The following is a 13,140-nucleotide window of genomic DNA, read 5'->3' as shown; positions in this document are numbered from 1 at the left end:
TGGGCGGAACACCCGCATTCCCTGGGACCCGAGGAGGGACTTCCCGTCACACCTGAGATGACCCGTATCAGCCTTTCGGCCGATCCGGGATGCGCGGTGCGAGCCGGTCGGGGCTCCGCTCCGGCGACCGGTCGGACGGCACGATCAGCCCCGCCTCGTAGGCGTAGACCACCACCTGCGCCCGGTCGCGCACCCCCAGCTTGGCCAGCACCCTGCCCAGGTGCGTCTTCACCGTCGCCTCCGCCAGCGCCAGCCGCTCGGCGATCTCGGTGTTGGACAGGCCGCGCGCCACCAGCATCATGACCTCGTGCTCCCTGGCCGTCAGCAGGCTGCCGTCGGGCAGCCGCTCGGCGGTCAGCTGCCCGGCGAACCTGTCGAGCAGCCGGCGGGTGGCGCTGGGCGCCATCACCGCGTCGCCGTTGTGCACCGAGCGGATCGCGCTGACCAGGTCGGACGGTGGCACGTCCTTCAGCAGGAAGCCGGAGGCGCCCGCCTTGATCGCCGAGTAGGCGTACTCGTCCAGGTCGAACGTGGTCAGGATGAGCACCTTCGGGCCGTCGATCAGCCTGGTCGCCTCGACGCCGTCCATCCTCGGCATGCGCACGTCCATGAGGACGACGTCGACCTGGACCTCCTTCAGCAGCTCCAGCGCCGAGACGCCGTCGCCGGCCTCGGCCACCACCTCGATATCGGGCTGGGCGCCGAGCACCATCCGGAAACCGGCGCGCAGCAGCTCCTGGTCGTCGACCAGCATGACCCGGATCATGCGGCCACCGGCAGCCTGGCCAGCACCTCGAAGCCGCCGCCCGGCCGGGGGGCGGCCTGGACGGCTCCGCCGTACATGGAGACCCGCTCCCGCATGCCGAGCAGGCCGTGGCCGCCCACGCCGCGTGGAGCGGCGGCGCCCCTGCCGTTGTCGGTGATACGGACCACGAGTTCGCCCCTGCCGTACTCCATCTCCACCGTGGCCCTCGCGCCGGGTCCGCCGTGCTTGAGGGTGTTGGTCAGCGCCTCCTGGACCAGCCGGTAGATCGCCAGCTGCTCGCCCTCCGGCAGGTCCTGCGGGGTGCCGCTCACGCGCAGGTCCACCGGCAGGCCGGAGCCGCGCACCAGCTCCTCCAGCTGGGCCAGACCGGGCTGCGGGGTGTAGTCGGCGGCCTCGCCCGCCGGGTCGGCGGCGTTCTCGCGCAGCACGCCCACCAGGCGCCGCATCTCCGCCAGCGCCTCGCGACCGGTCTTTGAGATCGCGTGGACGGCCTGCCTGGCCTGCTCGGGATCGGTGTCGATGGCGTAGCTCGCCCCGTCGGCCTGCACGATGATCACGCTGACGTTGTGCGCGACCACGTCGTGCAGTTCCCTGGCGATCCTGGCCCGCTCGGCCGCCGCCGCCATCCTGGCCTGCTGGTCGCGTTCGCGTTCGGCCCGCTCGGCCCGCTCCTCCAGACCCTCCAGGTAGCGGCGGCGCGTGTTGGCGTAGATGCCGGTCAGCCAGATCATGACCACGAAGAACGAGCAGCTCAGGAACATGCCGAGGCTGACGGTGTCCCACTGGGACAGGGCCAGGAAGATGCCGAGCTCGGAGACCAGGCCCGCCGCCAGCGCCCACTTGAACGTGCAGTGGCTGGCCATGGCGTACATCGCGACCAGCACCGCGCTGTTGGCGGGGAAGGCGGGGACCTCGGTCAGCCACTGCGCGAAGCTGATCAGCGCGACGAGGGCGAACACGGTGCGGGGATGGCTGTTGCGCCAGAACAGCGGGACCACGAGCGTCGCCGTCAGGACCAGGTAACCCACCAGGTCGATCGGTGGACGGACCGTGGGCTGGGTGTAGGAGACCGCCAGGGCGGCGCACAGCGCGATGAGGGGGGTGACCCACAGGACGTCCGTGAGCATGCGGCGATGCTGCGACCAGGCTCGAATCTTGCCGAACACTCCATCACTGTACGTATCGCCACGGGGCCGCCCTTCCGCCTGGAGTCGGAGGCTGATGTACGACCCTGGTCGCATGCCGGATTTACGCGGTATTTATGGGGCATCCGGCATTGTCGTCGGTGGGAGCGCCCTCTGGGCGAGTAAAGGGAGATCGTGATGGCGGATCATGATCGCGCCGCAGGGCCGCGCGGTGAAGAGGAAGCACCGCGCGGCCCGGACCCCGAGAGCGCCCCACCACCCGCTTCCGGCGCGTCGCAGGAAGGACCACCGCCTCCGCCGCCATCACCGCCTCCGCCGTCCCCGCAGCCTCCACCGCGGGAGACCTTCGCCGGGTTCGTCCGGCAGAAGCACGCCCAGATCATCGGCGCCGGGCTCATCGGCCTGTTGGCCGGCGGCGTTCTCGGCGGCGCCGCAGTGGCGATCCTGTTCCGCGTCGCCGACCACGGCGACCGTCCCCGGACGGCCCGCTGGGAAGACCATGGCAGGCACCGCTTCGGCGGCCCCGAAGGGTACCGCTTCGGCGGGCCCGAAAGCTACCGGTTGGACGGCCCGGAAGGGCACCGCTTAGGCGGCCCCGAGGTGTATCGCTGGGGTGGCCCCGAAGGGTACCGGGGGGAGCCGCCCGCCGAGTGCTGGTCCACCCCGCGCGGCCGGACCTGCACCTACCCGTACGCCCGCCCGCCGCTGCCGTCGCCCATGCCGACCACCTCCGTCACCGTGGTGCCGCCGCCGACCGTTGTGCCCACGGTCAAGCCCACGCCTACCGGCTGACCGGCTACCCGCACGCCCCGAGCGGACGGCCCTTCGGGTCGAGGTCGACGCCGATGGGCGCGTCCTCGCCCGGGACGCGCGCCTCGACCCTGGTCGCCCCGACCCACCGGAGGTCCTCCCTCTCGAGATCGAGGTCGGGACAGGACAGCGACCACTCGCGGCTGAGCAGGCCGGCGTCCTCGCGGATGCTGAGCGTCATCGTGGTCTCGAAGATGCCGTGCTGCTCCCGCACGATCAGGATGAGCGGGCCCGGCCCCTTCACCGCGGCCACCTCGACGGAGTCGAAGATCGACCAGCGCAGCCCGTAGGCCGACCAGCCGAGCATCCCGGCGATCGTCGCGATCACGACGACTGCCCTGGCCCACGGCGTCGGCCTGACCAGCTCGCGCACGCCCAGCCCGCCGAGGACCAGGGCGGTCAGGCCGAACAGCAGCGGGTGGTCGAGCGTGTCGTTGAGCAGGACCAGCTCGGTGGTGACGGTCCTGGTGACGACGACCGTGGCGGCCAGGACGAAGGCGGGGGCCAGGTACAGGAGCGCCAGGAGGGGCCTTCGGGGCATATGGGGGATTATGCCGGTTCTTCTGCTGGAGTACGCGGGATGGGCGGGCGGTCACCGGCTACCCCGGTGGCCGCCCGCCCGCTTGCCGTACAGCCACCGGCTACCCCGGTCGCCGTCGGCCCGCTTGCCGTACGGACGCGCTCGCCTTACGGAGAGGAACGGATCAGACGGGCTGCCAGAGAGCCGGCACGTTGGGCGGCTCCCAGCCCGGCAGCGAGGTGTGGGCGATCCGGCAGCGGTACCGGACGCCCTGGTAGCTGACCACGTCACCCACCGCGTACGGCGTCCACGCCGCCCACGTGGTCTCCCCGCCGCCGCCGACCGTCAGCGTGAAGCGGGCCGAGTGGTCGGCGGCGGTGCCGTCGGCGTTGATGGTGATCGGGTACGCCCCCGGCGCCGTACCCGAGGCCGTGGCGATCGTCACCGTCGCCGTCTGGCCCGAGGTGATCGTCCGCGGGTCGACGGTGACGGTGACCCCGCTGGGCACGTCGGCCGCCGACAGCGTGACGCTCTGCGGATTGCCCGAGGTGACCTGGGTGGACAGCGTGGCCGTGGCCGTCTGCCCCGGCTGCACGGTGGCCGACGACGGGTTCAGCGTCACCGTGTAGTCGTCGGCCGCGCCGCCGCCGACGGCCAGCTTCCACAGCACGTAGGCCGCGGCGTCGGCGTTGCGGTCGAGCGCCGTGGTGCTGACGTTGGCCGGGTAGGTGTCGCACGCGGAGTGGTAGCAGCGGTCGAACGCCTGCCCGGCGGTGCCGCCCCACTTGGCCGCCTGGGCCGTCGTCTTGACCGCCTCGGCGCCGGTGAAGACCCCGCCGACCCTGACGCCCGCGTCCTTGAACGGGGCGTGGTCGCTGCGCCCGTCGCCCGCGGTCTCGATCTCGGTCTGGACGCCGATGCCCGCGTAGTAGTCGTTGAACAGCCGCTGCAGCTGCGCGTCGTCGTCGTAGACGAAGTAGCCCGGATTGGGCGAGCCGGTCATGTCGAAGTTCAGGTAGGCCTCGATGCCGGACACGCCGCTGGTCTGCACGTAGTACTGCGAGCCGCGCAGCCCCAGCTCCTCGGCGCCCCACCAGGCGAAGCGCACGTGCTTGGTCAGGGTGGGGTTACGGCCGGCCAGCGTGAGGGCCAGCTCCAGCAGCGAGGAGGAGCCGGTGCCGTTGTCGTTGACGCCGGGCCCCGCGGAGACGCTGTCGAGGTGGCTGCCCAGCATGACCACCTGGCCGGCCGGGCCGCCGGGCCAGTCGGCGATCAGGTTCTGGTGGGTCCTGCCGCCGTAGGTGAAGTTCTGCACCTGGGTGGCGTATCCGGCCGCGTCGAGCTTGCCCCTGATGTAGGTGAGCGCCGAGGTGTAGCCGGTGCTCGGCGAGGGGCGCGGGCCGATGCTCTGCAGCTGGCTCAGGTGCGCGGTGAGGTTGGCCACCGGGATGTCGGGCGTGCCGGGGCCGGGCGGTGAGCCGACGGTCAGCGTGAAGGCCGCCTGCCGGTCGACGTCCGTGCCGTCGGCCAGGACGGTGACGGGGTGGGCGCCGACCGGGGTGCCCGACGAGGTGGACAGGGTCAGCGTGGAGGTCTGCCCCGCCGTGATGGTGGCGGGCGAGAAGGCCGCCGTCACGCCGGACGGCAGCGTGCCGGTGCCCAGGGTGATCGACTGGGCGGTGCCGATCGCGGTCGTCCGCACGGTCGTGGTCGCCTGCTGGCCCGGCTGGACCGTGCGCGAGGCGGGGTCGAGCGCCACGGTGAAGTCGCTGCCCTGCTGGCAGGCCGGCTCGCCCGCCTGCGCCGGCACGCTGACGCCGGACCAGGCCTCCTTGACGACGTTGAACTCCACACAGCTGCCCGGGTACAGGGTCTTGGCCGCGTTGAGCGTGGCGACGCGGGCCTTGGCGTGGGTCCACGGGAGCGTCTTGGTGTTCAGCGCGCTCATGAAGATCTCACCGGCCTTGCGGATGCCGATACCGGTGATCGCCGGGCCGTTGTCGCACCGCGAGCTGGCCGGCTTGCCCTGCGGGTTGGTGCCCTCCGCCACCAGGTAGAACCAGTGGTTCTGCGGCCCCGCGCCCGCGTGCACCTCGGGGGCGGGCAGCCGGAAGCAGTTGGGGTCGCCGAGCGCCGACGGGTTGTACATGTTGCGGATCGGCCCCGAGCCGCTCAGGTTGACCTCCTCGCCCACCAGGTAGTCGGGCGGGTCGAGGGTGGCGGGCTCGTTGACGTAGTGCTCGGTCAGCGCGCCGAAGATGTCGCCGGTCGACTCGTTCAGGCCGCCGGTCTCGTTGCCGCTGCCGGGGCCGCCGGGGGTGGTGTGGAAGATGCCGTGGCCGTACTCGTGGCCGACCACGTCCATCGCGGTGAGCTGCTGCGTGCCCGCGGAGTTGCGGCCGAAGCTGGTGTAGGAGCCCGTCCAGTAGGCGTTGACCTCGGCCAGGCCGACTCGCGCGGGGAAGCCGCCGCCGCGGCCGTCGATGCCGTCGCGGCTGAGCCAGTCGCGCAGCATGTCCCATTCCTTCTGGACCGCGAACAGCGTGTCGACGCACGCGGTCTCCAGGTTGGTGCCGGTGCCGTTGCCCCAGGTGTCGTCGGTGCCGGTGTAGGCCTGGCCGTTCTGGCCGCCGCACTGGAGGCCGCGCCGGGTCGGGTCGACCATCGAGTACGACGGCGAGGTGGCGATCTGGACGGGGTTGCCGTTGTAGTAGCTGTTGCCGGTGCCGGCGCGCACCTCGTCCCACTCGTCGACGATCTGGCCGGTCGACGCGTCGACGTAGACGTGCAGCTTGCTGGGCGCCTTGGCGGTCCTCCCCTCGACGACCACCTCCCAGGCCAGCCGGGGCCGCTCGCCGGCGGCGTGGATCGCGAGGGTGGGGGTGCCGACGCCGGAGACTGTGGGCACCCGCTTGCGGGCGGCGAGCGCGGCCTGCTCGGCGGTCACGGTGGGGGTGGCGGGAGCGGCCGCTTCGGCGCGCTGGCCCGTGGTCACCTGGTGGACGACCTGGCCCGACTCGTCGGTGACGATGACGACGTCGCCGCCGTAGACGGGCAGGCCCGCGTGCGTGCGGGCGTAGGTCAGGTACTGCTGTCCGCGCACGCCGCCGACCGAGGAGACGAGCGCGAACTCGTCGTCGGCGGTGGCGAACAGGGCCTCGGAATGGGCCAGGAGGGCGCTCTGGGCGGCCGACGCGGCGGTGCGGCGTTCGGCGGGGGTGGGCGGGTCCGCCGCCGCGGTCGTGGTCACGACCAGTGCCAGCGCGAGCATGGCGGCAGCACCCAGCCGGAGGGTGGGTTTCACTCTCGTGCTCCTTGGGGGTGTCGGGCGAGGAGTCGTCCCAAGTTGACCGCGAGAGCAAAAGGCTTAGTAAGCCAACATTTTCCTATAATTTGACGTTATATGCGGCCGTGGCGCTTCAACCAGGCCTGATACGCGGGCGCCCGCCGGGCCTCGCTCCAGTACGTCTTGGTCACCGTCTGCACCAGATCGCCGGCCAGTGCCGCCAGCGGGCCCTTCTCGTGCCACCCCAGCAGGTGGCGGAAGCGCAGCGGGGCACCGCGCAGCGGCCTGATCACGATGCCGTCCCTGGCGGGCGCGGTGGCCTGGAACAGCCCGACGCACCTGCCCTCGCCGATCAGGTCGAGCGCCACCTCCAGGTTCACCGCGAAGGTGACGCGCTGCGTGAAGCCGTGCTCGGCGCAGGTCGCCGCCATGTGCTCGCGCGGCCCCGACTCCAGCAGCGCCGGCTGCGCCCAGTCCTCCTGCGCGAGGTCGCCCAGCTCCACCTCCTCCGCGCCCGCGAGAGGATGCCGGGAGGACAGGCCGACGAACAGCGGCTCGGTGGCGATCACCGCGTAGCGGGTCCCCCGAGGCGGGACGAGCTCGTGTCCCGGGTAGTCGTCGAGCGTGGCCAGCTCGATCCGCTCGCTCTCGAGCAGCCCGGGCAGCGGGTCCAGGGTGGCCTCGGTGCGCAGGCTGATCTCCGCCCCCGGAAGCAGCCCGTCCAGGCTGCGCGCCAGGTAGATGGCCAGCCGGGTCGGGGCGCACCCCACCCTGATGCGCAGCGGGCCGCCCGGCGGCGAGGCGTAGCGGGCGGCGTCACGCTGGAGCTCGTCGAAGGCCGGGAGCAGGGACCGTGACCGCGTCAGCAACCACTCGCCCCGCGGGGTCGGCCGGACGCCGTCGTGCGAGCGGTCGAACAGCGGCCCGCCCACCATCCGCTCGATCCTGCGCAGCTGGGCGGCGATGCCGGGTTGCGACATGCCCATGGTCGCGGCGGCCTTCGAGATGCTTCCCGTGTCCGCGATGGCGCACAGCACCCTCAGGTGACGAACCTCAAGGTCCACACCGCGAGCTTAAAAGTAAAGAAGCTTTCCAGTAAGACCCAATCGGGTCAGCGGCGGACGTGGACGCGGACGATCGCGCCCATGTCGTCGACGCCCACGTCGCGGCGCACCCTGCCGACGACCTCGCGGTTCAGCTTGGTCACCACGGCGCCCACGTCGGCGAGGGCGGGGCAGGTCACCGCGATCCGCAGCCGGTCCTGGCCCACGACCCGCACCGCCGTACGGCTGATGCCGTCCACGTCCTTCAGGCCCACGCACAGCAGCGCCGTCCCCGTGCCCGAGCGGTTGCCGAGCCTGCCCCAGCCGAGCGCGATGAGCAGCCACCGCAAGGCCAGCAGGGCGGCGAAGACCAGCACGAGCGCGAGCAGCCACGAGACCCACGCATGCGCGGTGACGTAGCCGGCGACGTCGTCCTCCAGGACCCTGGCGTTCCTGCGGGTCCCCAGCTCGCCACCACCCCGCAGGTAGGCGTAGCCGCCCAGGCCGAGCAGGACACCGCCGACGACACCGAGCCCGATCCTGTTGCCGCCGTACTGCCGCATCACAGCCCCTTCCGGCGCAGCCGCACCACGACCTCGCCCGCGCACATCGCGCCGAGCCCGTTCAGCCGCTCGCCGACGGCGGCCCCGGTCCTGCGCAGCATCTCGCCCGTGCGCTCGGCGTCGGAGACGACCGTGACCTCGATCTGCCGGCGGCGGAGCCGTACCCGCACGCTGCGCACCCCGTCGACGTCCTCGGCGACGGCCCTGAGCGTCCTGCGCAGGCCCGACCTGGTGATGCCCATGACGATCCGCGGGTCGGCGGTCTCCAGCGGCACCAGCCTGGACCGGCCCGGCACCAGGGCGAGCCCCAGCAGCACCAGGCCGGTACCGGCCACGCCGACCGCGCCCAGCATCAGCTCCGGGTCCGACCACGCGGTGCGGGCGGCCAGGGCGAGCACCTGGTCGACAGGCAGCAGGCCGAGCCCGCCGCCCAACAGCCCGGCGAGGACCTCGGCGGCGAGCAGCGTCAGCCCGGTCGACGTCGTGAAGGCCACCGCGACACCGGCGGGGGTTCGTGCCGGTCTGAGCACCCTGGACGCCCTGCGGCGGGGCGTCTCGTGCTCGCTCGGAGCGGCTCCACCAGGCAGGCGGTCCTGGAGTGTTGTCATCACACCGACAGAGGTACAGGGGGCCGCCGCGCCACAAAGCCCTTCCCCGCCGCCGGTTTGCCGGATCTTTGCCGGCGAACATCGGTATTACCCTGCTTCTATGGACGACCGCCAGCGCTACGACAGGGCCACCGCCGCGTTCGAGCCGCCCTTCGCCATCCTCGATCTGGAGGCGTTGCGGGCCAACGCGGCGGGCCTGGTCCGCAGAGCCGGCGGCAAGCCGATCAGGGTGGCGAGCAAGTCGGTCCGCTCGCGCCCCGTCCTCGAACGCATCCTCGCCATGGACGGCTTCAGCGGCGTCATGGCCTTCACCCTGCCCGAGGCGCTGTGGCTGGTCGAGCAGGGGTTCAGCGACGTGCTGGTCGCCTATCCCACCGCCGACAGGACGGCGCTGGCGGCGCTGGCCGCCACCGAGCGGGCCGTGCGGGAGATCACGCTCATGGTCGACTCCGCCGAGCACCTCGACTTCATCGAGTCAGCGGTGCCGGCAGGCGGCCCGGTCCTGCGGCTCTGCCTCGACATCGACGCCGGATACGTCGCCCTCGGCGGGCGCTTCCGCGCCGGCGCCCTGCGCTCCCCGGTCCGCGAACCCGCCCACGCCGCCGACCTGGCCGCCGAGATCGCCAAGCGGCCGGCCTTCCGCCTGGTCGGCCTCATGGCCTACGAGGCGCAGATCGCGGGCGTCGGCGACGACCCGCCCGGCAACGCGGCCTTCGCCCGCGCCATCAGGCTGATGCAGGCCCGCTCGGCCCGCGAGCTGATCGTACGGCGCGGCCGCATCGTCAACGCCGTCAGGCAGGTCGCCGACCTCGAGTTCGTCAACGGCGGCGGCACCGGCAGCGTCGACCGCACGGTCAGGGAGAAGGCCGTCACCGAGTGCGCGGCCGGCTCGGGCTTCTTCCACCCCAGGCTCTTCGACTTCTACCGGGGCTTCAGCGGCCGTCCCGCCGCGCTGTTCGCCCTTCCGGTCGTCCGGCGTCCAGGGCTCGGCGTGGTGACCGTGCTCGGCGGCGGCTACCTGGCCTCAGGGGCGCCGGGGCCGTCGCGGCTGCCCCAGCCGTACCTGCCGCCGGGGCTGCGCTACTCCTCCGACGAGGGTGCGGGCGAGGTGCAGACCCCGCTGCTCGGCCAGCCCGCCGAGGACCTGCGCGTCGGCGACAGGGTGTGGTTCCGCCACGCCAAGTCGGGCGAGCTGTGCGAGCGGTTCGCGAGCCTGCTGCTGGTCGAGGGTGACAAGGTCGTCGAGGAGGTCCCGACCTACCGGGGTGAGGGCAGGACCTTCCTCTGACCCGCCCCCCTCCGGCTCGGCGTCCGCGAGGCTCGGCGTCCGCGAGGCTCGGCCGCGAGGCTCGGCGTCCGCGAGGGTGTGTGGCGCCCGTCCGTCGGCCCCTCGCGGGGCGCCCGGCGGGCCGGTGACGCCTGCCCGTCAGCGCCTGCGGCGCCGGCGCCACAGGACGATCGCCGCGCCCACGACCAGCACCGCGCCCACGGCGATCAGCGCCGAGCCGACGGGCCGCTCGTCCTCCCACAGGTCCCCGGCGTCGTCGTCGTAGCGCACCGGCCGCGGCGTCACCCCCACGAGATCGCCGACCGACGCCACGAAGTGCTCGGCCCTCGACTTGACCTCGTCCATGCTGCGCTGGGCCACCCGCTTGGGGCTCACCCGGTCGGCGATGGCGTCAACGGTCCGCGCGAGCTCGGCGCGCGTCCGGGTGATCCTGCGCTCCAGCTCTTCAGGGTCGGTCTCGGCCATGGCTCTCCTTTCTCAGGGTGATCAGTCTGTCAGGTCGCGCCGCCGTACCGCACGGCGGGCGAAACGTGTCCCTTCGATTGGGGTTAGGTTGAGCCCGTGACCGAAACCAAGCTCCAGCCAGGAGACGCCGCTCCTGACTTCACGCTTCCCGCGGCCGACGGCGGCGCCGTCTCTCTCGACGCCTACCGCGGCAAGCGCGTCATCCTGTACTTCTACCCCGCCGCCATGACGCCCGGATGCACCAAGCAGGCGTGCGACTTCCGCGACAACCTCGGTCAGCTGACCGACGAGGGTTTCGTCGTTCTCGGCGTCTCCAAGGACAAGACCGACAAGCTGGTGAAGTTCGTCGAGCGCGACGCGCTGACCTTCCCGCTGCTGTCCGACGTCGACCTGGAGATCCACAAGGCCTACGGCGCGTACGGCGCCAAGAAGCTGTACGGCAAGGAGGTCGTCGGCGTGATCCGCTCGACCTTCGTCATCGGCCCCGACGGGAAGATCGAGCAGGCGCTCTACAACGTGAAGGCGACGGGCCACGTGGCCGGTCTGAAGAAGAAGCTCGGCCTGGCCTGAGGTTTGCGATCAAGTCCGCGGGCTTGATCGCAAACGAGTATCTCGGCCCCGGCCCGGGCGCTAAGCTGATGGCGGTTGCGCGGGCGTGGCGAAATCGGCATACGCGGCAGGTTTAGGTCCTGTTGGTGGTGACACTGTGGGGGTTCGAGTCCCCCCGCCCGCACCTTTCCCTTGATGGCCGGATCCGTACTAGTCTTGCCTACGGACACCGATGAACCCACGCGGGAGAGCGTCCTGGCACCCGGCCAGGACCCCTGAAGGAGCAAGCACTCCCCGCGAACCTCTCAAGGCAAAGGACCGCGCGGGCAAGGTGACCTCTGGAAAGCAGGCCTGCGGGGCCTCGCCGAAGGTGAAAGTCCGGCAAAACCGGGTGAAGCTCTCAGGCACCGATGACAGAGGGGGAGGATCCTGGCATCCAACCCATCCTGAGGTGCGAACAATGTCCCGACCGACACCGCTACGAGACGTACACGAGAGCCTCGGCGCGACGCTGACCGACTTCGCCGGCTGGTTGATGCCGCTGCGCTACGGGAGCGAGTCCGCCGAGCACAAGGCCGTACGCGAGCGGGCCGGGCTGTTCGACCTGTCCCACATGGGGGAGATCTTCGTGACCGGCCCGCAGGCCGGCGAGGCGCTCGACTACGCGCTGGTCGGCCACCTGTCCGTGCTCGCGCCCGGCCGCGCCCGCTACACGATGATCGTCAACGAGCAGGGCGGGGTCCTCGACGACCTCATCGTCTACCGCCTGGCCGACGACGAGTACATGGTCGTCGCCAACGCCTCCAACTACCCCATGGTCGCCGAGCGCCTCACCGAGCGCGCCGAGGGCTTCGACGCGGTCGTCGACGACCGCTCCGACCAGTACGCGCTCATCGCGATCCAGGGCCCGCGCGCCCAGGAGATCCTCGCCACGCTCACCGACGCCGACCTCGCGGGCCTGAAGTACTACGCCGGCCTGCCCGGCACGGTCGCCGGCGCCGAGGCGCTCATCGCCCGCACCGGCTACACCGGCGAGGACGGCTTCGAACTCTTCGTCGCCAACGCCGACGCCGTCGCGCTGTGGCACGCGCTGGCCAAGGCGGGCGAGCCGTACGAGATCATGCCCGCCGGCCTGTCCAGCCGTGACACGCTCCGCCTCGAGGCCGGCATGCCGCTGTACGGCAACGAGCTCGGCGTCTCGCTCACGCCCTTCGACGCCGGCCTCGGCCGCGTGGTGAAGTTCGACAAGCCCGGCGACTTCGTCGGCAGGGCCGCGCTCGAGCAGGTCAAGGACGTCCCGCCGCGCCGCCGCCTGGTCGGCCTGGTCGCGACGGGTCGCAGGGTCCCTCGCCATGGGTTCCCTGTCACCAGTGACGGGGCCGTCGTGGGCGAGGTGACCAGCGGCGCGCCGTCGCAGACCCTCGGCAAGCCCATCGCGATGGCGTACGTGGACACTGGGATAGAAGAAGGTCTGGCCGTTGACATCCGGGGCAGCCAAGAGGGCGTGGACCTGGTTGAGCTGCCTTTCTACAGGAGGAACAAGTGAGCAGCATTCCCGACGATCTGAGCTACACCAAGGAGCACGAGTGGGTCGCCGGACTCGACGACGGCCTGACCCTGACGGTGGGCATCACGGCCTATGCCGCCGAGGCGCTGGGCGACGTGGTCTATGTGCAGCTGCCCGAGGTCGGTGCGACGTTCGAGGCCGGTGACTCGATCGGCGAGGTCGAGTCGACCAAGTCCGTGAGCGAGATCTACGCCCCTGTCTCCGGCGAGGTCGTCGAGGTCAACCAGGCCGTCGTGGACAAGCCCGACCTGGTCAACAGCGAGCCGTACGGCGAGGGCTGGATGTTCAGGGTGCGCGTGTCCGGCGACCCCGAGGACCTGCTGAGCGCGGAGGAGTACACCGCGCTCACGTCAGGCGACAACTGACACACCCGCCGGGGTCCGTCCGGGCCCCGGCATTCACCCCCCGAGAGTTGGGATGCATCAATGGCGATCAGCGTCTTCGACCTCTTCAAGATCGGTATCGGGCCGTCGAGCTCGCACACCGGCGGGCCGATGGCGGCCGCGCACCGCTTCGCCCGGGGGCTGCGC

The 13,140-nt window shown here is 71.7% G+C and carries 14 protein-coding genes, 1 tRNA gene and 2 riboswitches; of the genes, 7 read left to right on the top strand and 8 right to left on the bottom strand.

Annotation, left to right across the window (positions count from 1 at the left end):
• Positions 1 to 67 precede the first annotated feature (67 nt).
• The gene (locus tag ACWEVS_RS19910; RefSeq protein ID WP_449926489.1) at positions 68 to 766 is read right to left on the bottom strand and encodes a response regulator; all 699 of its coding nucleotides are present in this window, start codon (positions 764 to 766) and stop codon (positions 68 to 70) included.
• Entirely contained in the window at positions 763 to 2,007 is a 1,245-nt protein-coding gene (locus ACWEVS_RS19905) for a sensor histidine kinase (RefSeq protein WP_452552702.1), read from the bottom strand. Before ACWEVS_RS19905 ends, ACWEVS_RS19910 begins: the two co-directional genes overlap by 4 nt.
• A gap of 81 nt (positions 2,008 to 2,088) precedes the next feature.
• Between ACWEVS_RS19905 and ACWEVS_RS19900 the strand changes: the two genes are divergently transcribed.
• Positions 2,089 to 2,703 (top strand): hypothetical protein, encoded by a 615-nt coding sequence (locus ACWEVS_RS19900; protein WP_452552700.1) that lies wholly within the window; start codon positions 2,089 to 2,091, stop codon positions 2,701 to 2,703.
• 4 nt (positions 2,704 to 2,707) lie between these two features.
• Here ACWEVS_RS19900 and ACWEVS_RS19895 read toward each other — a convergent pair whose 3' ends face one another.
• The 5 genes from ACWEVS_RS19895 to ACWEVS_RS19875 all read right to left on the bottom strand — a co-directional run bounded on the left by ACWEVS_RS19895 (position 2,708) and on the right by ACWEVS_RS19875 (position 8,741).
• On the bottom strand, positions 2,708 to 3,262 hold the full coding sequence (locus tag ACWEVS_RS19895) for a hypothetical protein (RefSeq protein ID WP_452552698.1): 555 nt from the start codon (positions 3,260 to 3,262) through the stop codon (positions 2,708 to 2,710).
• 163 nt (positions 3,263 to 3,425) lie between these two features.
• Complete coding sequence (locus ACWEVS_RS19890) at positions 3,426 to 6,545, bottom strand: M28 family peptidase (RefSeq protein WP_452552696.1); 3,120 nt, start codon at positions 6,543 to 6,545, stop codon at positions 3,426 to 3,428.
• Between the two features lie 95 nt (positions 6,546 to 6,640).
• Positions 6,641 to 7,591 (bottom strand): LysR family transcriptional regulator, encoded by a 951-nt coding sequence (locus ACWEVS_RS19885; RefSeq protein WP_452552694.1) that lies wholly within the window; start codon positions 7,589 to 7,591, stop codon positions 6,641 to 6,643.
• Between the two features lie 47 nt (positions 7,592 to 7,638).
• Positions 7,639 to 8,133, bottom strand: coding sequence for a hypothetical protein (locus ACWEVS_RS19880; RefSeq protein WP_452552692.1), 495 nt, complete (start codon positions 8,131 to 8,133; stop codon positions 7,639 to 7,641).
• Positions 8,133 to 8,741 carry a DUF6286 domain-containing protein gene (locus tag ACWEVS_RS19875; RefSeq protein ID WP_452552690.1) on the bottom strand — a complete coding sequence of 203 codons (609 nt, stop codon included), beginning with the start codon at positions 8,739 to 8,741 and terminating at the stop codon, positions 8,133 to 8,135. The genes ACWEVS_RS19880 and ACWEVS_RS19875 overlap by 1 nt, the downstream gene beginning before the upstream one ends.
• Before the next feature lie 100 nt (positions 8,742 to 8,841).
• Between ACWEVS_RS19875 and ACWEVS_RS19870 the strand changes: the two genes are divergently transcribed.
• Positions 8,842 to 10,029: an amino acid deaminase/aldolase gene (locus tag ACWEVS_RS19870; RefSeq protein WP_354917458.1), complete on the top strand. Its 1,188-nt coding sequence runs from the start codon at positions 8,842 to 8,844 to the stop codon at positions 10,027 to 10,029.
• 138 nt (positions 10,030 to 10,167) lie between these two features.
• On the opposite strand, the gene ACWEVS_RS19865 is transcribed toward ACWEVS_RS19870, so the two are convergent.
• The gene (locus ACWEVS_RS19865; protein WP_354917461.1) at positions 10,168 to 10,494 is read right to left on the bottom strand and encodes a DUF3618 domain-containing protein; all 327 of its coding nucleotides are present in this window, start codon (positions 10,492 to 10,494) and stop codon (positions 10,168 to 10,170) included.
• Positions 10,495 to 10,590: 96 nt separating this feature from the next.
• Here ACWEVS_RS19865 and bcp point away from each other — a divergent pair, with 96 nt between their 5' ends.
• The 5 genes from bcp to ACWEVS_RS19840 all read left to right on the top strand — a co-directional run.
• Positions 10,591 to 11,064, top strand: coding sequence for a thioredoxin-dependent thiol peroxidase (gene bcp / locus ACWEVS_RS19860; RefSeq protein ID WP_354917464.1), 474 nt, complete (start codon positions 10,591 to 10,593; stop codon positions 11,062 to 11,064).
• Between the two features lie 79 nt (positions 11,065 to 11,143).
• A tRNA-Leu gene (locus ACWEVS_RS19855) sits at positions 11,144 to 11,227 on the top strand.
• 49 nt (positions 11,228 to 11,276) lie between these two features.
• Positions 11,277 to 11,374, top strand: a riboswitch (glycine riboswitch).
• A riboswitch (glycine riboswitch) is annotated at positions 11,375 to 11,470 on the top strand.
• Between the two features lie 33 nt (positions 11,471 to 11,503).
• Entirely contained in the window at positions 11,504 to 12,589 is a 1,086-nt protein-coding gene (gcvT, locus tag ACWEVS_RS19850) for a glycine cleavage system aminomethyltransferase GcvT (protein WP_354917467.1), read from the top strand.
• Positions 12,586 to 12,975: a glycine cleavage system protein GcvH gene (gcvH, locus tag ACWEVS_RS19845; RefSeq protein WP_449926459.1), complete on the top strand. Its 390-nt coding sequence runs from the start codon at positions 12,586 to 12,588 to the stop codon at positions 12,973 to 12,975. The genes gcvT and gcvH overlap by 4 nt, the downstream gene beginning before the upstream one ends.
• A gap of 60 nt (positions 12,976 to 13,035) precedes the next feature.
• Positions 13,036 to 13,140: serine dehydratase beta chain (locus ACWEVS_RS19840; protein WP_452552838.1), on the top strand; the 105-nt coding region annotated here is incomplete at its 3' end.

The organism is Nonomuraea sp. NPDC003754 (assembly GCF_053605785.1).
This window is presented reverse-complemented; position numbering and strand designations above follow the sequence as displayed.

Excerpts from the sequence above, each read along its gene's own strand:
- ACWEVS_RS19880 (WP_452552692.1), bottom strand. The coding sequence starts at position 8,133 with ATGCGGCAGTACGGCGGCAACAGGATCGGGCTCGGTGTCGTCGGCGGT.
- ACWEVS_RS19905 (WP_452552702.1), bottom strand. The coding sequence starts at position 2,007 with ATGCGACCAGGGTCGTACATCAGCCTCCGACTCCAGGCGGAAGGGCGG.
- ACWEVS_RS19900 (WP_452552700.1), top strand. The coding sequence starts at position 2,089 with ATGGCGGATCATGATCGCGCCGCAGGGCCGCGCGGTGAAGAGGAAGCA.
- ACWEVS_RS19895 (WP_452552698.1), bottom strand. The coding sequence starts at position 3,262 with ATGCCCCGAAGGCCCCTCCTGGCGCTCCTGTACCTGGCCCCCGCCTTC.
- ACWEVS_RS19875 (WP_452552690.1), bottom strand. The coding sequence starts at position 8,741 with ATGACAACACTCCAGGACCGCCTGCCTGGTGGAGCCGCTCCGAGCGAG.
- ACWEVS_RS19865 (WP_354917461.1), bottom strand. The coding sequence starts at position 10,494 with ATGGCCGAGACCGACCCTGAAGAGCTGGAGCGCAGGATCACCCGGACG.
- gcvT (WP_354917467.1), top strand. The coding sequence starts at position 11,504 with ATGTCCCGACCGACACCGCTACGAGACGTACACGAGAGCCTCGGCGCG.
- ACWEVS_RS19870 (WP_354917458.1), top strand. The coding sequence starts at position 8,842 with ATGGACGACCGCCAGCGCTACGACAGGGCCACCGCCGCGTTCGAGCCG.
- ACWEVS_RS19910 (WP_449926489.1), bottom strand. The coding sequence starts at position 766 with ATGATCCGGGTCATGCTGGTCGACGACCAGGAGCTGCTGCGCGCCGGT.